The 23385-nt window shown below is 64.2% G+C and carries 18 protein-coding genes, 1 tRNA gene and 1 pseudogene; 4 read left to right on the top strand and 16 right to left on the bottom strand.

Translation table 11 applies throughout. The annotated features are described in order from the left end of the window. The 5 genes from AOZ49_RS32175 to AOZ49_RS30230 all read right to left on the bottom strand — a co-directional run. The coding region (locus AOZ49_RS32175) for a GTP-binding protein (RefSeq protein ID WP_231690486.1) at positions 1-118 on the bottom strand (118 nt) is incomplete at its 3' end. A gap of 80 nt (positions 119-198) precedes the next feature. Beyond that, positions 199-2301, bottom strand: coding sequence for an elongation factor G (fusA, locus tag AOZ49_RS30245; RefSeq protein ID WP_006392077.1), 2103 nt, complete (start codon positions 2299-2301; stop codon positions 199-201). An 18-nt stretch (positions 2302-2319) separates the two neighbouring features. Further along, positions 2320-2790 carry a 30S ribosomal protein S7 gene (gene rpsG, locus AOZ49_RS30240; RefSeq protein WP_006216561.1) on the bottom strand — a complete coding sequence of 157 codons (471 nt, stop codon included), beginning with the start codon at positions 2788-2790 and terminating at the stop codon, positions 2320-2322. A gap of 175 nt (positions 2791-2965) precedes the next feature. Beyond that, positions 2966-3343: a 30S ribosomal protein S12 gene (rpsL, locus tag AOZ49_RS30235; RefSeq protein WP_005017264.1), complete on the bottom strand. Its 378-nt coding sequence runs from the start codon at positions 3341-3343 to the stop codon at positions 2966-2968. 612 nt (positions 3344-3955) lie between these two features. Next, positions 3956-4657, bottom strand: a complete 702-nt coding sequence (locus AOZ49_RS30230) for a response regulator transcription factor (RefSeq protein WP_054435557.1) — start codon at positions 4655-4657, stop codon at positions 3956-3958. Between the two features lie 261 nt (positions 4658-4918). On the opposite strand from AOZ49_RS30230, the gene AOZ49_RS30225 reads away from it, so the two are divergent. From AOZ49_RS30225 to AOZ49_RS30215, 3 genes are read left to right on the top strand one after another with little or no spacing between them, the layout of a single operon-like run. Further along, positions 4919-5635, top strand: a complete 717-nt coding sequence (locus tag AOZ49_RS30225) for a response regulator transcription factor (protein ID WP_054435555.1) — start codon at positions 4919-4921, stop codon at positions 5633-5635. Between the two features lie 33 nt (positions 5636-5668). Beyond that, positions 5669-6778, top strand: a complete 1110-nt coding sequence (locus AOZ49_RS30220) for a FecR domain-containing protein (RefSeq protein WP_054479566.1) — start codon at positions 5669-5671, stop codon at positions 6776-6778. Between the two features lie 10 nt (positions 6779-6788). Continuing rightward, positions 6789-9116 (top strand): CHASE2 domain-containing protein, encoded by a 2328-nt coding sequence (locus AOZ49_RS30215; RefSeq protein ID WP_054435552.1) that lies wholly within the window; start codon positions 6789-6791, stop codon positions 9114-9116. An 18-nt stretch (positions 9117-9134) separates the two neighbouring features. Here AOZ49_RS30215 and AOZ49_RS30210 read toward each other — a convergent pair whose 3' ends face one another. Next, a complete protein-coding gene (locus tag AOZ49_RS30210) occupies positions 9135-10454 on the bottom strand; it encodes a serine/threonine-protein kinase (protein ID WP_054460970.1) in 1320 nt (439 codons plus the stop codon). Positions 10455-10610: 156 nt separating this feature from the next. Here AOZ49_RS30210 and AOZ49_RS30205 point away from each other — a divergent pair, with 156 nt between their 5' ends. After that, positions 10611-11006, top strand: coding sequence for a TssQ family T6SS-associated lipoprotein (locus AOZ49_RS30205; protein WP_054435550.1), 396 nt, complete (start codon positions 10611-10613; stop codon positions 11004-11006). 113 nt (positions 11007-11119) lie between these two features. Here AOZ49_RS30205 and rpoC read toward each other — a convergent pair whose 3' ends face one another. The 10 genes and pseudogenes from rpoC to AOZ49_RS32785 all read right to left on the bottom strand — a co-directional run. Continuing rightward, positions 11120-15364: a DNA-directed RNA polymerase subunit beta' gene (gene rpoC, locus AOZ49_RS30200; protein ID WP_006392084.1), complete on the bottom strand. Its 4245-nt coding sequence runs from the start codon at positions 15362-15364 to the stop codon at positions 11120-11122. After that, entirely contained in the window at positions 15364-19476 is a 4113-nt protein-coding gene (gene rpoB, locus AOZ49_RS30195) for a DNA-directed RNA polymerase subunit beta (protein WP_054435548.1), read from the bottom strand. The genes rpoC and rpoB overlap by 1 nt, the downstream gene beginning before the upstream one ends. Positions 19477-19639: 163 nt before the next feature. Beyond that, a complete protein-coding gene (gene rplL / locus AOZ49_RS30190; RefSeq protein WP_035359782.1) occupies positions 19640-20020 on the bottom strand; it encodes a 50S ribosomal protein L7/L12 in 381 nt (126 codons plus the stop codon). Between the two features lie 81 nt (positions 20021-20101). Beyond that, positions 20102-20626: a 50S ribosomal protein L10 gene (gene rplJ, locus AOZ49_RS30185; RefSeq protein ID WP_006392087.1), complete on the bottom strand. Its 525-nt coding sequence runs from the start codon at positions 20624-20626 to the stop codon at positions 20102-20104. Between the two features lie 270 nt (positions 20627-20896). Then, positions 20897-21598 (bottom strand): 50S ribosomal protein L1, encoded by a 702-nt coding sequence (rplA, locus tag AOZ49_RS30180; RefSeq protein WP_006392088.1) that lies wholly within the window; start codon positions 21596-21598, stop codon positions 20897-20899. Between the two features lie 2 nt (positions 21599-21600). Continuing rightward, positions 21601-22032 carry a 50S ribosomal protein L11 gene (gene rplK / locus AOZ49_RS30175; protein ID WP_006389587.1) on the bottom strand — a complete coding sequence of 144 codons (432 nt, stop codon included), beginning with the start codon at positions 22030-22032 and terminating at the stop codon, positions 21601-21603. Positions 22033-22093: 61 nt separating this feature from the next. Beyond that, complete coding sequence (gene nusG / locus AOZ49_RS30170; protein ID WP_006389586.1) at positions 22094-22627, bottom strand: transcription termination/antitermination protein NusG; 534 nt, start codon at positions 22625-22627, stop codon at positions 22094-22096. A gap of 9 nt (positions 22628-22636) precedes the next feature. Then, complete coding sequence (gene secE / locus AOZ49_RS30165; RefSeq protein WP_006389585.1) at positions 22637-23017, bottom strand: preprotein translocase subunit SecE; 381 nt, start codon at positions 23015-23017, stop codon at positions 22637-22639. A gap of 64 nt (positions 23018-23081) precedes the next feature. Beyond that, positions 23082-23157 (bottom strand) — tRNA-Trp (locus AOZ49_RS30160). 164 nt (positions 23158-23321) lie between these two features. Then, positions 23322-23385: pseudogene (locus AOZ49_RS32785) on the bottom strand (elongation factor Tu); the annotation flags it as partial.

Genomic DNA, 23385 nt, shown 5'->3' with positions numbered 1-23385 from the left:
ACTTGCTCGACAGAACGGTCGTGATCGCCGCCGTCAACGTCGTTTTGCCGTGGTCAACGTGACCGATCGTGCCGACGTTCACGTGCGGCTTGGTGCGTTCGAACTTACCTTTTGCCATGATCTCTATCCTTTGACTTTCAAGGAAACTTTAATTTCTGCCGGGACCGCCCGGATGGGGCGGACCCGGCAAAGGGTTATTTACTTGGCCCGAGCGGCGATGACTTCGTCAGCGACGTTCTTGGGGGCCTCGGAGTAATGCTTGAATTCCATCGTGTACGTGGCACGGCCTTGCGTCAGCGAACGCAGGTTCGTGGCGTAACCGAACATCTCGGCCAGCGGAACTTCGGCCTTGATGGTCTTGCCACCGCCGACCATGTCGTCCATGCCCTGAACCATGCCGCGACGCGAGGACAGATCGCCCATCACGGTACCGGCGTAGTCTTCAGGCGTTTCGACTTCAACGGCCATCATCGGTTCCAGCAGCACGGGGCTAGCCTTGCGCATGCCTTCCTTGAACGCCATCGAGCCGGCCATCTTGAACGCGTTTTCGTTCGAGTCCACATCGTGGTACGAACCGAAGAACAGCGTGACCTTGACGTCCACGACCGGGTAACCGGCCAGGATGCCGGCAGGCAGCGTTTCCTGGATGCCCTTGTCCACCGCGGGGATGTATTCGCGAGGAACCACACCGCCCTTGATGGCGTCGACGAACTCGTAGCCGCCGCCCGGTTGGAGCGGTTCGACCTTCAGGACCACGTGACCGTACTGGCCGCGACCGCCCGACTGCTTGACGAACTTGCCTTCGACTTCTTCGCAGGTCTTGCGGATCGTTTCGCGGTAGGCCACCTGGGGCTTGCCGACGTTCGCTTCCACGCCGAATTCGCGCTTCATGCGGTCGACCAGAATTTCCAGGTGCAGCTCGCCCATGCCGGAAATGATGGTTTGGCCGGATTCTTCGTCGCTGCGCACGCGGAACGACGGATCTTCCTGAGCCAGACGCGACAGCGCCAGACCCATCTTTTCCTGGTCAGCCTTCGACTTGGGTTCGACGGCCTGCGAGATCACGGGCTCCGGGAACACCATGCGTTCGAGCAGGATGTGGGAGTCGATGTCGCACAGCGTTTCGCCGGTCGTCACGTCCTTCAGGCCCACGACGGCGGCGATGTCGCCAGCCAGAACTTCCTTGATTTCCTCGCGGTTGTTCGCGTGCATCTGCAGGATGCGGCCGATACGTTCCTTCTTGCCCTTGATGGGGTTGTAGACCGTGTCGCCCGACTTCAGGACGCCCGAGTAGACGCGCACGAAGGTCAGCTGACCCACGAACGGATCGCTCATCAGCTTGAACGCCAGCGCCGAGAACTTCTCGCCGTCATCGGCATTGCGCTGCACGGCATTGCCGTCGTCGTCCTGACCGTCGACCGGGGGAATGTCCACGGGCGAAGGCAGGTAGTCGATGACCGCGTCCAGCATGCGCTGCACGCCCTTGTTCTTGAAGGCGGTGCCGCACAGCATCGGCTGGATTTCGCCAGCGATGGTGCGTTGACGGATGGCCAGGTTGATTTCGGCTTCGTCCAAGGAACCCGTTTCCAGGTACTTGTTCATCAGCTCTTCCGACGATTCGGCGGCGGCTTCAACCAGCTTTTCGCGCCATTCGTTGGCAGTGCCTTCCAGCTCGGCCGGAATGTCCTTGTAGTCGAACTTGGTGCCTTGGCTGGCTTCGTCCCAGATGATCGCCTTCATCTTGACCAGGTCGACCACGCCTTGGAACGTGTCTTCGGCGCCGATGGGGATCACGATGGGCACGGGGTTCGCGCGCAGACGCGTCTTCAGCTGGTCATAGACCTTGAAGAAGTTCGCGCCGGTACGGTCCATCTTGTTGACGAACGCCAGACGCGGCACGCCGTACTTGTTGGCTTGACGCCACACGGTTTCGGACTGGGGCTGAACACCACCCACCGCGCAGTAGACCATGCAGGCACCGTCCAGGACGCGCATGGAACGTTCCACCTCGATGGTGAAGTCCACGTGCCCCGGGGTGTCGATGATGTTGATGCGGTGCTCGGGGTAGTTGCCGGCCATGCCACGCCAAAACGCCGTCGTAGCAGCCGACGTAATGGTGATGCCACGCTCTTGCTCTTGTTCCATCCAGTCCATGGTGGCGGCGCCATCATGCACTTCGCCAATCTTGTGATTGACGCCGGTGTAGAACAGGATACGTTCGGTCGTGGTGGTTTTCCCTGCATCGATGTGCGCAGAGATGCCAATGTTGCGATAGCGCTCGATCGGGGTTTTGCGGGCCATGGTGGGTTAGTCCTTAAATTACCAGCGGAAATGGCTGAAGGCCTTGTTGGCCTCGGCCATCTTGTGCGTGTCTTCGCGCTTCTTCATCGCGGCGCCACGACCTTCGGAGGCGTCGATCAGTTCGCCAGCAAGACGCAGATCCATCGACTTCTCGCCACGCTTCTTGGCGGCTTCACGGAGCCAACGCATAGCCAGGGCCAGGCGGCGCACGGGGCGCACTTCAACCGGCACTTGGTAGTTGGCACCGCCAACGCGGCGGCTCTTCACTTCGACGATCGGCTTGATGTTGTTGATCGCCAGGCTGAAAACTTCGATCGGCTCCTTGCCGGTCTTGGTTTGCACTTGCTCGAGGGCACCGTAAACGATGCGCTCGGCGACGGCCTTCTTGCCGTCCAGCATGACGACGTTCATGAACTTGGCGAGCTCGACGCTGCCGAACTTGGGATCGGGCAGGATCTCGCGCTTGGGTACTTCGCGACGACGGGGCATTGTTGCTTCCTTGTGTCTGTTCAGTTGAACCGTGTTTCATTACACGGCCATGGCCGTCCACTGGGACGACCCCTTACGTGCCGCGCACCTTCCTGTATTCCGGATGGCGCGGTTGCACTTCCCTAATGACGGATGGCCGCCACGCGGGGGTACTGCTAACTCGCGTTGCGAGCCCTTAGGCCTTCTTCGGGCGCTTGGCGCCGTACTTCGAGCGGGCTTGCTTGCGATCCTTGACGCCTTGCAGGTCGAGGGAACCGCGCACGATGTGATAACGCACACCGGGCAAGTCCTTCACACGACCGCCACGCACCAGAACCACCGAGTGCTCTTGCAGGTTGTGGCCTTCACCGCCGATGTACGAAATGACTTCGTAACCGTTGGTCAGACGCACTTTGGCAACCTTACGCAGAGCGGAGTTCGGCTTCTTGGGGGTGGTGGTGTACACGCGAGTGCACACGCCGCGGCGTTGCGGGCAGTTTTCGAGCGCGGGGCTCTTGCTTTTGATGATGCTGACTTCGCGCGGCTTGCGCACGAGTTGGCTAATGGTAGGCATGACCTTTGAAATCCCTTTTACGTACCACTGGTAAGTACTTACGTACTCGTCTCTTCGAGTAATGACTCTCGGAGAAGGCGGCTCGCGCAAAACCGCCTCAAACGTTCAAATACGTAAAAGAGCGGGCTTGCCAACAAACCATGACAAACGCACAAACCGGATGCTTCGGAGATGGCGGCGTTGGTTGACGGGGGCTCGTGACGCACCCCTTTGGTCTTGGGCCGCCAAGCTGGGCGCGAAGCCTTCGCTTGGATGATTGGCCGGACCTGTCTTCCTGGCGCCTCAAATGCCAGTCCTGGCATCGACTTTGCGCGCGATTAAAGCAGTAAGCCCTTTAGCATAGCTTAGATTCCGGCGCACTGTCAAAATCTTTTGTAAGCGTTGCGTGGGGACACGTTGGCGGCAAAAGACGGCCTGTTAGGCGCAGGTCCGGCCCAGGTCGGCAAAATTGGGGCCAAATTGACGACACGCGGATGCGGTCTTGGGCACGGGGAGCGCCTGGCCGGATATCGGCCCCGGGGCCGGGCCGGGAATGCCACGCAGCGGCGGCGTCGGACTGCTGACAGTGTAGCCGGCCCCCGCGACTTTGCGGAAACGTCCGGCGGCGTGCGGTTACTGGTCGGCGAACAGGTAGCCGCTGCCGTAGACGGTGCGGATCGGCAGCATCAGCCCCGCCATCTCCGCCTTGCGGCGCAGGCGGCTGACGATCACGTCGATGCTGCGCGTGCCGCTGGAGCGGGCGCCGCCGCCTTCCTGGCGCAGTTCGTCGCCCAGTTCGTTGCGGCCGACCGCCCTGCCCGCCACCTCGAGCAGCGAACGCACGATCAGGCGTTCATTGGCCGACAGGGAAATCGTGGTGCCGGACGGCGCCGCCAGGGTCCAGCCCTGGTCGCGCAGTTCCCACTGGCCGAGGGTCGGCTCCTCGGTCGTCAGGTTGTCCTGCCCGGCCGGCAGGCGCCGCGCCAACGCCAGCAGGATGCAGGCCAGTTCGCGAGGGTCGTGCGGCGGCGGCAGGCAGGCGTCCGCGCCGCTCTGCAGGCAACGCAGGCGGGTATCCAGGGACAAGTTGTTGCCCATCACCACGATACCCAGCGGCGAGGAGCCGTGCAGGCGGGCCACCAGGGCATAGCCGATTTCACCGAGGGTGCCCACGTTCAGCACCACGGCGTCGTAGGGGCTGTTGCTGAGCAGGCCAAACAATTCCAGGGAAGTCGAGCAGCCGCGGGCCGAAATTCCAGCTTGAAGCAGTGCGGACACAGCGGTGTTACGTGCAGCCTCGTCCGGCGACATCATCAGTACGCGCAATTGATTCATAGGTTCTTTCCATCCCATCTGCCCCGACCGCGCCCGGCAGACTGCGCCGGTTGACGGGAGGGGTCGGGACAGTGTGGCCCGTTGTTGTGCAACAACTCCAGTCAAGATTCGTTAAGTTTGCAATGTTTGACAGTTCTTGGCACAACGTAGCCAACAGTGACGCGACGCGAGTTATCATTCCATTACACAATCCTTTCTTCTTCTTGCAGTAGGGCGCCACAGGGCGCGCTTGCGCAGCCAACCTTCGCGAGACCACGTCTGATGAAAATCGCGTCGCTGGAAGACGACCTGGACCAGGCGAAACGTATCCAGCAAGTCCTGACTGCCGCCGGATATACCTGCACCAGCTATCAGCAAAGCCGCGACCTGCTTGCCGCTTTGCGCACTGAAACGTTCGACCTGGTGCTGCTGGACTGGCACCTGCCCGATATCGATGGCGATGATGTGGTGCGCTGGCTGCGCGCCAACATCGGCCCGCGCATTCCCGTCATTTTCCTGACCAACCGTTCCAGCGAGGACGACCTGGTCGAGGGCCTGCGCGCCGGCGCCGACGACTACATCGTCAAGCCGCTGCGGCCGCTGGAACTGCTCGCGCGCGTCGCGGCATTGCTGCGCCGCAGCCAGATCGCCGAGCCCGCCGACGAATCGTTCGACGTGGCCGCCTACCGCATCGAGCCCGCGGCGCGCGCCATCCTGCTCGACGGCGCGGCGGTCACGCTGGCGCCCAAGGAATTCGAGCTTGCCCTGCTCTTTTTCCGCAACCTCGGCCGCCTCATGTCGCGCGACGTGCTGGCCGAATGCGTCTGGAACCGCGAAATCCCCGCGACCTCGCGCACGCTCGACACGCACCTGTCGAACATCCGGCAGAAGCTGCAACTGCGACCGGAACACGGCGTGCGCCTGAGCTCGTCCTATGCGCTCGGCTACCGGCTGGAATTGATATCCGCGTCCGAAGATAGCCCGCCCTCCGCGCCTTAGCGCCTGGCGGCATTACCTGGAGATTTGAACGACATGAGCCGCTGCCGCGCGCTTTCTTTGCTTGCCCTGCTTTCCGGCCTGCTGCTCGCAATCCCCTCCCACAGCCAACCCGCGGGCGCGCTGGGAGAGAACTTCATCTACCGCGTGCGCCAAGGCGACACGCTGATCAACATCGCCGCGACCTACACGCGCAACCAGGCCAACTGGAGCCCGCTGCAGTCGCTCAACCAGGTCGCCACGCCCGAGCGCCTGCCCATCGGGCTGGAACTGCGCACCCCCCTGTCAATGATTCCGGAGCGCGCCGCCGATGCGCGCGTGGTCCACGTCAGCGGCCAGGCGAACCTGGACGGCCAGGCCCTCAAGCCAGGCGCCAACGTGGCCGAAGGCAGCAAGGTCGTGACCGCCCCCAACGGCTTCGTGACGCTCGAGCTGGCCGACGGCTCCAAGCTCACGCTGCCGGCCGATGGCGCCGTCGAACTGACCCGCCTGCGGCAATTCGAAGGCACCGACCTGACCGACTCGGTCATCCACGTCGAACGCGGCAGCGTCGAATCCAGCGTCGCCCCGGGCGGCCAGGGCGTGGGCCGTTTCGAGGTCCGCACGCCGGTGGCCGTGACGGGCGTGCGCGGCACGCGTTTCCGCGTGCAGAGCGGCAACCTGGGCGTGCACAGCGAAGTGCTGGAAGGCAGTGTGCGGCTGCAGCCGCACGCCCCCGGCGCCGCGCCGGCACAACCGGTGGCGGTGGCCAAGGGCTACGGCGCCGCCATCGGCGCCGATGGCAGCGTCGCGGGCGTGCGGCCCCTGCTGGCCGCGCCGCAGCTCGGCGCGCCGGTGCGCGCCGGCGGCGGCGGCTGGACCAGCGCGTTCCCGCCCGTGCCTGGCGCACAGGCCTACGTCGTGCGCGTGGCGCGCGATGCCGACGGCACGCGGCCGGTGTCGTCGACCCGCTTTCCCAGCCCGGACATCCGCTTCAGCGCCCCCGGCCCCGGCACCTTCTACGTCTCGGTGCGCGCCATCGACGAACTGGGCCTGGGCGGCCAGGACGCCACGGCCACCTTCACCGGCGTGAACCAGCTGATGACCAGCAGCGGCCTGGGCGTCGCCACCGGCTTCGGCGGACTGGTCACGCTGAACGAGTACTAGATCCGCGCCCATGGCCGATGCCGCCGACTCCAACGACCGGGCCTCGCGATCAGGCCTGTGGTTGACGGTGGCGTTGGCGCTGCTGGCCGCGCTGCTCGGTTCCTTCAACGGCCTGGGACGCGTCGACCAGATCCTGTATGACCGCGCCGTCGCGCTGACGGGCCGCGACATGTCGCCCGACATCGTGATCGTGGCGATCGACGACACCAGCATCGACGCGCTCGGCCGCTGGCCCTGGCGCCGCGCGGTGCACGCGGCATTGCTGGACCGCCTGCAGGGCGCGCGCGCGGTCGGCCTGGATTTGATCTTCGCCGAACCCGACACCACCCATCCCGGCGACGACGCCATCCTCGCCGACAGCCTGCGGCGCAATGGCCACACCGTGCTGCCGGTGGTGCTGGACCGCCTGGCCTACCCCTCCTCCATCAGCACCCCGATCCCGATCCTGGCGCAGGCCGCGGCGGGCAGCGGTTTCATCAACGCCAACCTGGATGCCGATGGCGTGCTGCGGTCGGCGATGCTGACGACGCGTTTCGCCGGCGAGCGCTGGCAGCATTTCGCGTTGAGCATGCTGGACGTGGGCGGCCAGACGGCGATGGCCGAGCGGCTGCTGCGCCGCGCGGGCAAGGATGGCGGCATCCTGATTCCCTACGCCGGCCCCGCGGCGCATACGCGCGCGGTGTCCTACCTGTCGGTGCTGCGCGGCGACGTGCCACCCGAGCAGCTGCGCGGCAAGTATGTGCTGGTGGGCGCCTGGGCCACCGGCCTGGGCGATGCCTACACCACGCCGGTCTCGCACGAGGTCAGCGGCATGCCGGGCGTGGAGATCATCGCCAACCTGCTGCAGGCAGCCAACGACGACATCGCCTTCCGGCCGCCCGCTCCCTGGCTCAATGCCCTCTTCTCGGCCCTGCCGGTGCTGCTGGCCTGCCTGGCGCTGTGGCGCCTGTCGCCCAACCTGGCGCTGCTCGTCAACATCGGGCTGCTGGCGCTGGTGCTGCTGGCCAGCCTGCTGCTGCTGGGCCACAGCTACCAGTGGTTCGCGCCCACCGCCGCGCTGGTGGGCGTGGCGCTGTGTTACCCGCTGTGGAGCTGGCGCAGCCAGGAGGCCGCGCTGCGCTACATGGACAACGAGCTGCGCCGCCTGCAGCGCGAATACCCGCCGGTGCTGAACGAAGCCAGGGCGCAATCGGGCGGCACCAGCGCCTCGCTCGAAAGCCGCGTCGGCGAATTGCGGCGCGCGCTGGCGCGGGTGCGCAACCTGCGGCGTTTCCTGGCCGACGGGCTGGATGGCATGCCAGACGCGACGCTGGTCTTCGACCAGGATGGCCGCATGCAATTTCGCAACCAGGCCGCCGTGATGTACTTCCAGCGGCTGGGCATGCGGCCGCCGCGGGTCGGCCATCCCGCGATCCATCTGCTGGAAAAGACCATCGGCGACGACGCCACGCGGCAACGCGTGGCCCAGGTGCTGAGCGGCCAGGGACCGGCCACCGAACAGTCGCCCTGGAGCGCCGACCTGGAAGTGCGCGACCACGCCGGCCGCGACCTGATCCTGAAATGCGTGCCGATCCATACGGCCGAAGGCAACTTCGCCGGCACCGTCGCCACCCTGACGGACATCTCCGGCATCCGCCAGGCCGAACGGCAGCGCGAAGAGACGCTGCGCTTCATCTCGCACGACATGCGCGCGCCGCAAAGCTCGATCCTGGCGCTGGTCGAGATGAAGCAGGATGGCGCGCCGCAGGATGGCCGCGACGACACCCTCGTGCGCATCGCCGCGCTGGCCAACCGCACGCTGCATCTGGTCGACGATTTCGTGCACCTGACGCGCGCCGAATCGATGGCCATCAACGCGGTCGACCTCGACCTGGGCAGCCTGCTGCAGGATGGCGTCGATGAATTCTGGGCGGCCGCGCACAAGCGCGGCATCACGCTGGCGGTCGCGCCTTCGCTGCCGATGGCCTACGTGCGCGGCGACCAGACGCTGCTGATGCGGGCCTTGAGCAACCTGATCGACAACGCCATCAAGTACAGCCCGGCCGACACCCGCATCAGCTGCGACATCGACCAGGTGCCCGGCTACTGGCGCGTGCATGTCCGCGACCAGGGGCAAGGCATCGCGGCGCAGGACCTGGCGCGCTTGTTCGAACCGTTCGCGCGCGTCGGGGTCGCCACCCGCGGGGACGTGGGCGGCGCGGGATTGGGATTGGCCTTCGTGCGCACCGTGGCGCAGCGCCATGGCGGCGAGGTCGAAGTGACCAGCGAAGCAGGCGTCGGCTCGGTGTTCACGCTGCGCCTGCCGATGGCGCCGGAGGACGCCGCGGCCCAGGCCTAGACCCTGGCCGCGCTCACGTCACTGGAAGGCGTGCGAGATCACGGCCGGCTTGCCCGGCTTGACTTCCAGCGTCGCCCGATAGGGCGGCAGATCGGCGTTGCGCAGCAACACCTGGTACTTGCCGGGTATCAGCCGCAATTCCTTGACCGGCGGACTGATGCCGCGCGCCACGCCGTTGATCCACACCTCGCCCCACGGCCGGATGTCCAGGCGCACCAGCACCGGCACGGGCTTGGGTTTGGGCGCCTCTTCCTGCGGCGCCACGGCCGGCGCGGCGGGTTCCTGCGCGCCTGGCGTCGCGGGCGCCGCATTGGCGTCCGGCTCCGCCGTGGCGGGCGGCGCGGAAGGCGCGGCGGCCCCAGGCCCGGCTGGCGCGACGGCAGGCGGCATCGCCGCTGTGCCGCCCGCGTCCGGCGCGGGCGTCTCGGGCAAGGCGGCCTGCGGCGCGGGCGCCGCCGACAGCGGTGGCGCCGGTTCGGTGGCGGGCGGCGCGGGACTGGCGGCGGGTGGCGCAACGGGCGCGGCCGGCGGATTCGGCTGCACCACTTCGGAACGGGTGATCAGGGCGTTGCCCGTGCCGAGCCCCGAACGGATCCAGGCGTAGGCGCCGGCGCCGATCAGCGCCACCAGCAACAGCAGAAGCAGCAGCGGCCGACCCCCGCCGCCGCGCGGCTTGGCGGCCTCTGCCGCCGGCGCGGCGGGCGCGGCCGTCACCTTGGCCGGAGTCGCTTCCGGCGCGGCGGGCGACTCATCCACATAGACCGCGATATCGAGCAGCGCGGCCAGTTCGCCCAGGGTCTGCGGCCGGTCGGCCGGCAGCATGGCCAGGCCATGATCGATCGCGGTCAGGAACGCCGGGCTGTATTTCGTCAGGCCCAGCGACGCCAGGGGTTCGTAACTGTCTGTCGCGCGGCGCTCCGGCGCCGGCGGCGGACGCAGCCCGATCACCAGCGCGTGCATCACCGCACAGAGCGCGTAGACGTCGGTCCAGGGGCCGCGCGGCCATTCGGCCGAATCCGTGTAGAGCTCGAACGGGGCGAACCCCGGCAAGGGTGTCAGGCCGGAACGGCGCGACCGGGGCACTGCCAGCTCCGGCAACAGGTGCGCGCGCGCGCCTTCATCCATGCCCACCGTATCCAGCGAGATATCGCCGCATATTTCGCCTTGCGCATGCAGGCTCATCAGCGAAGGCAGCAGATCCGACAACAACCGTTTGATGCGGGTTTCCGGCACCCCGCCCGCCGCGCTGGCGGCGATGGCGCTCAAAGGACGCAGCGCGAGCGGCGCGGCGCCTGAAAAAGGGCTGCGCGGCGTGTGCAGGCCGGCGGGTGAGGACATGTTCAACATACTGCGCAAGGGGCGCGAAAACGGGTTAAGGGCGGATAGGCGGATATTATCCAATCCGTTACGCAAGGACATTGCCGAAGATGTCGGAGCGCATCAGGCTGTGGCACGATAGCGTATCGCCAAATTCCCCCCACCTAGATGAAACCCATGAAAATTCGCCTGCTCGGCAGTTTGCTCGGATTATCGTTCGCCCTGGCCGGCTGCTCCGGCCTGCCGGTCACCCAGCCCGACCATCCGCCCACGCCCGAGGCGCTGGAGCAGTTGCAGCAGGTTCGTGACCAATATAGCGCCGGGCACTACGGCGAGGTCATCCGCCGGGTGGCCAGATCCGATGAGCTGGCCGGCTCCAGCAAGGCCGTGCGCATCGAGGCCTACAAGCTGCAGGCGTTCAGCTACTGCGTCAGCAAGTACCCGCAACTCTGCGAAGACAGCTTCAGCCGCATCCTGCAGCTGGACCCCGCCTTCGAACTGGCGCCGAACGAAGCCGGCCACCCGGTCTGGGGCCCGGTGTTCCAGCGCGCCAAGAGCCAGGTGGCCAAGTAGGCGCCAGCGCCCCCGTCGCGCAGACAAAAAAAGGCCGCTGATTCGCATCAGCGGCCTTTTTGTTTCTGGCCTCCCCCGCCGGACCTGCGCGGGGGGTGCACCGGACGTCGCCCTTATTCGGCGGCGTCCTCGCTGCCCAGGTCGGACGACGGGGCATCGGCGTCCGAGCCCACCGTGACCGGCGAGTCTTCGAACGGGTTGGCCAGCTGGCGGGCGGCTTCGCGTTCCGCGGCCTCCAGGGCTTCCTTGTCCTTGCGGGCATGGTGGTACGCCAGGCCGGTACCGGCCGGGATCAGGCGGCCGACGATGACGTTTTCCTTCAGGCCACGCAGGTCGTCGCGCTTGCCCATGATGGCGGCTTCGGTCAGGACACGCGTGGTTTCCTGGAACGAGGCGGCCGAGATGAACGAGTCGGTCGACAGCGAGGCCTTGGTGATACCCAGCAGCACGTTTTCGTACGAAGCCGGACGCTTGTCTTCAGCGTTGACGCGGTCGTTCTCGTTCAACAGCTCGGAGCGCTCGACCTGCTCGCCCGGGATGAACTCGGTATCGCCCGCATCGACGATGTTCACACGGCGCAGCATCTGACGAACAATCACTTCGATGTGCTTGTCGTTGATCTTCACGCCCTGCAGACGGTACACGTCCTGCACTTCGTCGACGATGTAGGTCGCCAGCTTCTCGATGCCCTGCAGGCGCAGGATGTCGTGGGGATCGGCCGGGCCGTCCACGATCATTTCGCCCTTGTTCACCACTTGGCCGTCGTGCACCAGCACCTGCTTTTCCTTCGGAATCAGGAACTCGTGGCTGACGCCTTCCAGGTCGGTGATGACCAGGCGCTGCTTGCCCTTGGTGTCCTTGCCGAACGAGACCGTGCCGGTGACGTCGGCGAGCATGCCGGCATCCTTGGGCGAACGGGCTTCGAACAGCTCGGCCACGCGCGGCAGACCGCCGGTAATGTCGCGGGTCTTTTGCGATTCCTGCGGAATACGCGCCAGCACTTCACCCACGGCAACCTGCTGGCCGTCACGCACGGTGATCAGCGCGCCGACCGGGAACGAGATGTTCACCGAGTGATCGGTGCCGGCGATCTTGACGTCTTCGCCGTTCTCGTTGGCCAGCTTGATCTGCGGACGCATGACGATCTTGCCGCCACGGGTCTTGGGCGTGATGACGACGAGCGTCGACAGGCCGGTGACTTCGTCCACCTGCTTGGCCACGGTCACGCCTTCTTCGATGTTCTCGAAGCGGACGGCGCCGCCGTATTCCGACACGATCGGACGGGTCAGCGGATCCCACGTCGCCAGGCGCGCGCCGGCCTTCACGGCCTCGCCATCGCCCACCAGCACGGTCGCGCCGTACGGGATCTTGTGGCGTTCGCGTTCGCGGCCGTTGTCGTCGAAGATCGCCAGTTCGCCCGAGCGCGAAATCGCGACGCGTTCGCCCTTGGCGTTGGTGACGTAGCGCATGGTGCTGGCAAAGCCGACCACGCCGCTGGACTTGGTTTCCACCGCGCTGGCCAGGGCCGAACGCGACGCCGCGCCACCGATGTGGAACGTACGCATCGTCAGCTGCGTGCCCGGTTCACCGATGGACTGGGCGGCGATGACGCCAACCGCTTCGCCCTGGTTGACCGGCGAGCCGCGGCCGAGGTCACGGCCGTAGCAGTGTGCGCACAGGCCATGGCGCGTTTCGCACGTCAGCGGCGTGCGGACCTTGACTTCGTCCACGCCGATGCGGTCGATCATGTCGACCATGTCTTCGTCCAGCAGGGTGCCGGCGGTGATCGCCGTTTCCTGCGTGTCCGGATTGACGATGTCGATGGCAGCCACGCGGCCGAGGATGCGGTCGCGCAGCGGCTCGATGACTTCGCCGCCTTCCACCAGGGCCTTCATGTTGTAGCCCTGCGAGGTGCCGCAATCGTCCTCGGTGATCACCAGGTCTTGCGTCACGTCGACCAGACGACGGGTCAGGTAACCCGAGTTCGCCGTCTTCAGTGCCGTGTCGGCCAGACCCTTACGCGCGCCGTGAGTCGAGATGAAGTACTGAAGCACGTTCAGGCCTTCACGGAAGTTCGCGGTAATGGGCGTCTCGATGATCGAGCCGTCCGGCTTGGCCATCAGGCCGCGCATGCCGGCCAGCTGGCGGATCTGGGCGGCCGAACCGCGGGCGCCCGAGTCAGCCATCATGTAGATGGAGTTGAACGATTCCTGGCGCACTTCCTCGCCGTGGCGGTTGACCACGGGTTCGGTTGCCAGCTGTTCCATCATCGCCTTGCCGACCTTGTCGCCGGCCTTGCCCCAGATGTCCACCACGTTGTTGTAGCGTTCCTGGGACGTGACCAGACCCGACGAGTACTGCTTGTCGATTTCCTTCACTTCGCGGCTGGCTTCGGCCAGGATGCCTTCCTTGGCCGACGGGATCAGCATGTCGCCCATGGCGATCGAGATACCGCCGCGGGTGGCCAGGCGGAAGCCCGACTGCATCAGCTTGTCGGCGAAGATCACCGTGTCGCGCAGGCCGCAACGGCGGAACGACTGGTTGATCAGGCGCGAGATTTCCTTCTTCTTCAGCGCCTTGTTCAGGACGGTGAAGGGCAGGCCCTTGGGCAGGATCTCGGACAGCAGCGCGCGGCCGACGGTGGTTTCGTGGCGGCGGATCACCGGCTGCCATTCACCCGCTTCGTCGCGCTCGTGTTCCTTCAGGCGCACGGTGATGCGCGTCTGCAGTTCCACTTCGCCGTTGTCGTAGGCGCGTTGCACTTCGGCGACGTCGGTGAAGAAGATGCCTTCGCCCTTGCCGTTGATGCGCTCGCGCGTCGTGTAGTACAGACCCAGCACGATATCCTGGGACGGCACGATCGACGGTTCGCCGTTGGCCGGGAACAGCACGTTGTTCGAAGCAAGCATCAGCGTGCGCGCTTCGAGCTGGGCTTCCAGCGACAGCGGCACGTGGACGGCCATCTGGTCACCGTCGAAGTCGGCGTTGAACGCCGCGCAGACCAGCGGGTGCAGCTGGATGGCCTTGCCTTCGATCAGCACCGGCTCGAACGCCTGGATGCCCAGACGGTGCAGCGTGGGCGCACGGTTCAGCATGACCGGGTGTTCGCGGATGACTTCTTCCAGGATGTCCCAGACCACCGGTTCCTGGCTTTCCACCAGTTTCTTGGCGGCCTTGATGGTCGTGGCCAGGCCCATCATCTCCAGGCGATTGAAGATGAACGGCTTGAACAGTTCCAGGGCCATCAGCTTGGGCAGGCCGCACTGGTGCAGCTTGAGCTGCGGACCCACCACGATGACCGAACGGCCCGAGTAGTCGACGCGCTTGCCCAGCAGGTTCTGACGGAAACGACCGCTCTTGCCCTTGATCATGTCGGCCAGGGACTTGAGCTGACGCTTGTTGGCGCCGGTCATGGCCTTGCCGCGGCGACCGTTGTCCAGCAGCGAGTCGACGGCTTCCTGCAGCATGCGCTTTTCGTTGCGCAGGATGATTTCAGGGGCCTTCAGCTCCAGCAGGCGCTTCAGACGGTTGTTGCGGTTGATGACGCGGCGGTACAGGTCGTTCAGGTCGGAGGTCGCGAAGCGGCCGCCGTCCAGCGGCACCAGCGGACGCAGGTCCGGCGGCAGCACGGGCAGCACTTCCATGACCATCCACTCGGCCTTGATGCCGGACTTCTGGAAGCCTTCCAGCACCTTCAGGCGCTTGGAGATCTTCTTGATCTTGGCTTCCGAGCTGGTGGCCTTCAGTTCGCCGCGCAGCGTTTCCACTTCGCGGTCGATGTCGATGGTGCGCAGCAGTTCGCGCACGGCTTCGGCGCCCATCAGGGCACGGAAGTCGTCGCCGTACTCTTCGGTCTTGGCGAGGAAATCGTCATCCGACATGATCTGGCCGCGCTTGAGCGGCGTCATGCCGGGTTCGATCACGCACCAGGCTTCGAAGTACAGGACGCGTTCGATGTCGCGCAGGGTCATGTCGAGCACCATGCCCAGACGCGACGGCAGGCTCTTCAGGAACCAGATGTGCGCGACGGGGCTGGCCAGCTCGATGTGGCCCATGCGTTCACGGCGAACCTTGGCAACGGTGACTTCAACGCCGCACTTCTCGCAGATCACGCCACGGTGCTTCAGGCGCTTGTACTTGCCGCACAGGCACTCGTAGTCCTTGATCGGGCCGAAGATCTTGGAGCAGAACAGACCGTCGCGTTCAGGCTTGAACGTGCGGTAGTTGATGGTCTCGGGCTTGCGAACTTCGCCGTAGGACCACGAACGGATCTTCTCGGGCGAGGCGATGCCGATCTTGATGGCATCGAATTGCTCGTCTTGCGAGACTTGCTTAAAGAGGTCGAGTAGCGCTTTCATTAGTTACGCTCCAAATCCATGTCCAGGGCCAACGAGCGGATTTCCTTGACCAGCACGTTGAACGATTCCGGCATGCCGGCATCGATGACGTGATCGCCCTTGACGATGTTTTCGTATACCTTGGTGCGGCCGGTGATGTCGTCGGACTTCACCGTCAGCATTTCCTGCAGGGTGTAGGCGGCGCCGTATGCTTCCAGCGCCCACACTTCCATTTCCCCGAAACGCTGGCCACCGAACTGCGCCTTGCCGCCCAGCGGCTGCTGGGTCACGAGCGAGTACGGACCGGTCGAACGGGCGTGCATCTTGTCGTCGACCAAGTGGTGCAGCTTCAGGTAGTGCATGTAGCCGACGGTGACCGGGCGCTCGAACTTCTCGCCGGTGCGGCCGTCGTACAGCCACGCCTGCGTGCGCGAGGGCGTCAGCGCCATGCGCTTGGCGACTTCGTCCGGATAGGCCAGCTCCAGCATCTTGGTGATTTCCTCTTCGGTCGCGCCGTCGAAGACGGGCGTCGCGAACGGCACGCCGTTCTTGAGGTTCTGGGCCATTTCCATGACTTCTTCGTCGGTCAGCTCGTCGATGCGCGCGCCGGTGCCGGTCGTGTTGTAGACCTTGTCCAGGTATGCACGGACGTTCTTGACCTGCGCGGTGCGCTCGTCGCGCAGCATGTCGGCGATGCGGTGACCCACGCCCTTGGCAGCCCAGCCCAAGTGCACTTCCAGCACCTGACCCACGTTCATCCGCGAGGGCACGCCCAGCGGGTTCAGAACGATGTCGGCCGGCGTGCCGTCAGCCATGTGCGGCATGTCTTCCACCGGGGTGATGCGCGAGACCACGCCCTTGTTGCCGTGACGGCCTGCCATCTTGTCGCCAGGCTGCAGACGACGCTTCACGGCCAGGTAGACCTTGATCATCTTCAGCACGCCCGGGGGCAGCTCGTCGCCCTGCGTCAGCTTCTTGCGCTTCTCTTCGAAGGCCAGGTCGAACTGGTGACGCTTCTGCTCGAGCGATTCCTTGGCCTGCTCCAGCACCACGGCGTGGGGCTCGTCGGCCAGGCGGATGTCGAACCACTGCCAGCGATCCACGTCGGCCAGGTAGGCCTTGGTGATCGTCGCGCCCTTGGCCAGCTTGCGCGGGCCGCCGTTGACGGTCTTGTTGACCAGCATCTTCTCGATACGGTCGAACTGGTCGTTTTCAACGATGCGCAGCTGGTCGTTCAGGTCCTGGCGATAGCGGCGCAGTTCATCGTCGATGATGGACTGGGCGCGCTTGTCGCGCACGATGCCTTCACGCGTGAACACCTGCACGTCGATCACGGTGCCGGTCATGCCCGAGGGCACGCGCAGCGAGGTGTCCTTAACGTCGGACGCCTTTTCACCAAAGATGGCGCGCAGCAGCTTTTCTTCCGGCGTCAGCTGGGTCTCGCCCTTGGGCGTGACCTTGCCGACCAGCACGTCGTCAGCGCTGACTTCGGCGCCGATGTAGGTGATGCCGGAATCGTCCAGGCGGTTCAGTTGCGTCTCAGCCAGGTTGCTGATGTCGCGCGTGATTTCTTCCGGACCGAGCTTGGTGTCGCGGGCAACGACCGTCAGTTCCTCGATGTGCACCGAGGTGTAGCGGTCATCGGCAACAACCTTTTCGGAGATCAGGATCGAGTCTTCGAAGTTGTAGCCGTTCCAGGGCATGAACGCGATCAGCATGTTCTGGCCCAGGGCGAGTTCGCCCAGGTCCGTCGACGCGCCGTCGGCCAGCACGTCACCCTTGGCGACCTTGTCGCCACGCTTGACGATGGGACGCTGGTTGATGTTCGTGTTCTGGTTGGAACGCGTGTACTTGATCAGGTTGTAGATATCGACGCCGACTTCGCCGGCGACGTTTTCTTCGTCGTTCACGCGGATCACCACGCGCTCGGCGTCGACGTGGTCGACCAGGCCGCCACGCAGCGCCTGCACGGTGGTGCCCGAGTCAACGGCCACGGTGCGCTCGATACCCGTACCCACGACCGGCTTTTCCGGACGCAGGCAAGGCACGGCCTGACGTTGCATGTTGGCGCCCATCAGCGCGCGGTTCGCGTCGTCGTGCTCCAGGAACGGAATCAGCGAGGCGGCGACCGACACGATCTGCGACGGGGCAACGTCCATGTAGTGCACGTTGGCCGGCGAGGTCAACATCGTTTCGCCCGCTTCACGGCAAGCAACCAGGTCGTCGACAAAGGCGCCCTGCTCGTCCAGCGCGGCGTTGGCCTGCGCGATGACGTAGTGGCTTTCTTCGATGGCCGACAGGTAATCGATCTGCTCGCTGACGCGGCCGTCGATAATCTTGCGGTAAGGCGTTTCCAGGAAGCCGTACTCGTTCAGGCGAGCGTACAGCGCCATGGAGTTGATCAGACCGATGTTCGGGCCTTCCGGCGTTTCGATCGGGCAGACGCGGCCATAGTGGGTCGGGTGCACGTCACGGACTTCGAAGCCGGCGCGCTCGCGGGTCAGACCGCCCGGGCCCAGTGCGGAAACACGACGCTTGTGCGTGATTTCCGACAGCGGGTTGGTCTGGTCCATGAACTGCGACAGCTGGCTCGAACCGAAGAACTCCTTGATGGCGGCCGAAATCGGCTTGGAGTTGATCAGGTCGTGCGGCATCAGGTTTTCGGTCTCGGCCTGGCCCAGACGTTCCTTGACGGCGCGTTCGACACGCACGAGGCCGGCGCGGAACTGGTTCTCGGCCAGTTCGCCGACGCAACGCACGCGGCGGTTGCCCAGGTGATCGATGTCGTCGATCTGGCCACGGCCGTTACGCAGCTCGACCAGCACCTTGATGGTTTCAAGGATGTCTTCGTTGGTCAGCGTCATCGGGCCGGTGATGTCTTCACCACGGCCCAGACGGCTGTTGACCTTCATGCGGCCGACGCGCGACAGATCGTACGTTTCTTCGCTGTAGAACAGACGCTGGAACAGCGCTTCCACCGCTTCTTCGGTAGGCGGTTCGCCAGGACGCATCATGCGGTAGATGGCAACGCGCGCGGCCATCTGGTCGGCGGTTTCATCGGTGCGCAGCGTCTGCGAGATGTACGGGCCGCGATCCAGGTCGTTCGTGTAGAGCGTCTGGATGTCGTGCACGTTGGCGGCGCGCAGGGCGCCCAGCACGCTTTCGGTGATCTCGTCGTTGGCGTTGGCGATGACTTCGCCGGTATCGGCGTCAACGATGTTCTTGGCCAGCACGCGGCCGTACAGGAAGTCTTCCGGCACGGAGATGCGCTGGATGCCGCCGGCAGCCAAGTCGCGCAGATGCTTGGCGTTGATACGCTTGTCTTTTTCGACGATGACCTTGCCGGAGCGGTCCGCGATGTCGAAACGGGCCATTTCGCCCTTCCAACGCTCGGGCACGAACTCCATCATGCCGCCTTCGCTCTTCAGTTCGAAGTTGTCGAAGTCGAAGAAGTTGGCCAGGATCGATTCCGGCGTCATGCCGATCGCCTTGCACAGGATCGTCACGGGCATCTTGCGGCGACGGTCGACGCGGAAGAACAGGACGTCCTTGGGGTCGAATTCGAAGTCCAGCCACGAACCGCGGTAGGGAATCACGCGGGCCGAGAACAGGAGCTTGCCGGAGCTGTGCGTCTTGCCGCGGTCGTGCTCGAAGAACACGCCAGGCGAGCGGTGCAGCTGCGAGACGATGACACGCTCGGTGCCGTTGATGACGAACGAACCGGTGCCGGTCATGAGCGGAATTTCGCCCATGTAGACTTCCTGTTCCTTCACTTCCTTGACGGTGGGCTTGCTGACTTCGCGGTCAAGCAGCACCAGGCGGACCTTGGCTCGCAGGGGCGAGGCATAGGTCAGGCCACGTTGCTGACATTCCTTGACATCGAACACCGGTTCGCCGAGCACATAGCTCACGAACTCCAAGCGCGCCATACCGTTGTGACTAACGATCGGGAAAATCGACGAAAACGCCGCCTGCAAACCGTCGGCTACGCGATCGGACGGGGCGGTATCCGCCTGCAGGAAAGTTAGGTAGGATTGAAGCTGAGTCGCCAAAAGGAAGGGAACGTTTTGAACGTCTTCACGCTTGGCGAAGCTTTTGCGGATGCGCTTTTTTTCGGTGTACGAGTAAGGCATGAGCACTCCGACTCGAGGTTGCATGGGCCGTCAACCACGGCCCCAGGTGATACGACTCCAGGAAACCCCTCTGGAAAGGGCATGACCCCAGCAGGGGTTTCCTGGAAACGCAAAAGCCCGGGGACGGCAAATTGCGCTGTCCCCGGGCAAGTTGACGCAGGTCTTACTTGACTTCGACCTTGGCGCCAGCTTCTTCCAGCTTCTTCTTGGCGGCTTCGGCGTCAGCCTTGGCCACAGCTTCCTTGACGGGCTTCGGAGCGCCGTCGACCAGGTCCTTGGCTTCCTTCAGACCCAGACCGGTCAGCTCGCGCACGGCCTTGATGACGGACACCTTGTTGGCGCCGGCTTCAGCCAGGATCACGGTGAACTCGGTTTGCTCTTCAGCAGCGGCGGCAGCGCCACCAGCGGCGGGAGCAGCGACAGCGACAGCGGCGGCAGCAGCCGACACGCCGAACTTCTCTTCCATTTCCTTGATCAGCTCGGACAGCTCGAGCACGGTCATGCCAGCGATGGCGTCAAGGATTTCAGCTTTGTTAAGTGCCATTTTTCAGAACTCCAAAAATTTTGGTAATGCCAGGGTTTGGGTGTCGCTCGGTCGTTCAGCGAATTCCGTGAAGGGCGGGGATTAAGCCGCGGCCTTCTGGTCGCGCACGGCGGCGAGGCCACGGGCGAACTTGGTCGGAACTTCGTTGAGCGTACGCACGAATTGCGCGATGGGGGCTTGCATGGTGCCCAGCAGTTTCGACAGCAACTCTTCGCGCGAGGGCATGGTGGCCAGAGCCTTCACGCCGTCTTGGTTCAGCAGGCTGTTGGGCAGAGCGCCCGCCTTGATGACCAGCTTGTCGTTGCTTTTCGCGAAACCTGCGAGGACCTTGGCCGCCGAAACCGGATCAGTGCTGATGCCATAGATCAGCGGACCGGTCAGTTGCTCAGCCAACGGCTCGAAAGCCGTGCCGGCAACAGCACGACGGGCCAGCGAGTTCTTCAGAACACGCAGATACACGCCCGATTCACGCGCAGTTTTGCGCAGTACGGTGACAGAGGCGACGTCCAGACCACGGTACTCGGCGATAACAATCGATTGCGCCTTGGCCACTTCGGCCGAGACTTCCTCGATTACCACCGCTTTCTCTTGACGATTGAGACTCACGGTTTGAACACTCCATCAAAAGACGCTTGGGGCCGAAGCCTTGCGCGTCAACCGAATGCGGCGCCTGGTCGAGTTCTTCAGATAAAGAAATCTTCCTGGGGACGCCGTCTACGCTGGATCCGAACTGTGCGAGCTTCGGGATTAAGCGGGGCAGCGGGGGTACTGCTTCCAGCGGAAGGACAACCTTCGCGCCGACCTGCTCCAGCGGTCTTTGACAGCAGCATCCGGAGGAATCCGGATGCGGCCCAAAGTACGTTTACAGCTGTTGGCTTAGTTGGAAGCCGACAGCGAGGCAATTTCCACGCGCGCACCGCCGCCCATCGTGGACGAAACGGCCAGCTTGCGCAGGTAAATGCCCTTGGCAGCGGCGGGACGAGCCTTTTGCAGGGCGTCGACCAGAGCGGCCAGGTTGGTTTGCAGCTGTTCCACGCCGAACGACGCGCGGCCGATCGTTGCGTGGATGATGCCGGCCTTGTCGGTGCGGTACTGAACCTGACCGGCCTTGGCGTTCTTGACGGCGGTGGCGACGTCGGGGGTCACGGTGCCGACCTTCGGGTTCGGCATCAGGCCACGCGGGCCCAGGATCTGACCCAGGGCGCCGACGACACGCATCGTGTCGGGCGAGGCGATGACCACGTCGAAGTCCATTTGACCGGCCTTGATCTGGTCAGCCAGGTCGTCCAGGCCGACGATGTCGGCGCCAGCGGCCTTGGCGGCCTCGGCCTTGTCGCCTTGGGCGAACACGGCGACGCGGACCGACTTGCCGGTACCGGCGGGCAGCACGACCGAACCGCGGACCAGTTGGTCCGACTTCTTCGGGTCGATGCCCAGCTGCACGGCCACGTCAATCGATTCGTTGAACTTGGCGACAGCGGTTTCCTTGACCAGGGTCAGGGCTTCGGCGACCGGGTACAGCTTGGTGCGGTCGATCTTTTGCGCAATGGCGGCGGCGCGCTTGCTCAGTTTTGCCATGATTAGATCCCCTCAACCGTGATGCCCATGCTGCGGGCGCTGCCAGCGATCGTGCGGACGGCGGCGTCCAGATCAGCGGCGGTCAGATCGGGGCCCTTGGCCTTGGCGATTTCTTCAGCTTGCGCGCGGGTCAGCGTGCCGACCTTGTCGGTATGCGGCTTGGACGAACCCTTTTGCACGCCGGCGGCCTTCTTGATGAGGACCGTCGCGGGCGGGGTCTTCATGATGAAGGTGAAGCTCTTGTCGGCGAAAGCGGTGATCACCACCGGAATCGGCAGACCAGGCTCCATGCCTTGGGTCTTGGCGTTGAACGCCTTGCAGAATTCCATGATGTTCAGGCCACGCTGACCCAGGGCCGGGCCAATCGGGGGGGAGGGGTTAGCCTTACCAGCCGGCACTTGCAGCTTGATAAAGCCGACGATCTTCTTCGCCATGCTTTGCTCCTTGCGGGTTATATCGCCCTAGCGCGCGGCCAGGGCTCCCCGGGGGTTGAAATCAGGTCTTTTCGACCTGGCTGAAATCCAGTTCGACGGGGGTGGCACGACCGAAGATCGTGACAGACACGCGAACCTTGCTCTTTTCGTAGTTGACTTCTTCGACGTTGCCGTTGAAGTCCGCAAACGGACCTTCCTTGACCCGAACCATCTCGCCCACTTCGAACAGGATCTTGGGGCGGGGTTTCTCGACGCCCTCTTCCATCTGGGAGAGGATCTTTTCGACTTCCTTTTCGGAAATCGGGGTCGGACGATTACCCGAGCCACCCAAAAAGCCGGTGACGCGGTTGGTGTTCTTGACCAGGTGCCACGTTTCGTCGGTCAGGTCCATTTCGACCAGGACGTAACCGGGGAAAATGCGGCGCTCGGTGATCGACTTCTGGCCACCCTTGACCTCGACGACTTCCTCGGAGGGCACAAGAATGCGGCCGAAAGACGTTTGCAGGCCCGCGCGCTCGATGCGCTCGTTCAGGGCCTTGTGTACGCTTTTTTCCATGCCGGAGTACACATGGACGACATACCAACGCTTACTCATTCGCCGTCCTTATTTCCAGCCCAACAGCAGGCCGTAGAGAATCCATTCGATGCCCTTGTCGAGCACCCACATGAAAATGCCCATGACCGCCACGAACGCGAAAACGATGCCCGTCATCTGGGTCGTTTCCTTGCGGGTGGGCCACGAGACACGCTTGACTTCGTTGTAGGACTCGCTGGCAAAGCTCAACGTGCGACGACCCGGTTCGCTGAACCAGGCGATCACGGCCGCGATCACGAGGCCGCCGACAAAGACGCCGATACGAGCAGGCATCGGTTGTGCGCTGAGCACGGAAAACCCGACGATGCCAGCAATAACGACAAGAACCGCCAGCCCGAGCTTGACCCGGTCGGCGGTACTGGTTACGGTTTCTACGCTGGTATTAGACATATTGCGACGCGAGCCGCCGTGAATGCGTAACTCGCGATGATCTCCCGCGGGTTTATCCTGGCGGTGGCAGGGGCAGTAGGAATCGAACCTACAACCTTCGGTTTTGGAGACCGACGCTCTGCCAATTGAGCTATGCCCCTAAAACACTCACATTCGCACTCACGTGCACTGCACTTTCATCGTTCCGCTTCATTTTCCAAGCCACTACCAAGTGTAGCGGCTTGCGGAACCATACATCATACTACTTTTACAGCAAAGATGGATAGAGGGGCTTGAGAGCCCACTCTACCCATCCGGGTATTGCTTACTTCAGGATCTTGGCGACGACGCCGGCGCCGACGGTACGACCGCCTTCACGGATGGCGAAA

The sequence above is a fragment of the Achromobacter sp. 2789STDY5608615 genome, assembly GCF_001298995.1.
GTDB lineage: Bacteria > Pseudomonadota > Gammaproteobacteria > Burkholderiales > Burkholderiaceae_B > Achromobacter > Achromobacter insuavis.
The sequence above is the reverse complement of the archived record's forward strand: the minus strand, read 5'-3'. Positions and strand labels throughout refer to the sequence as shown.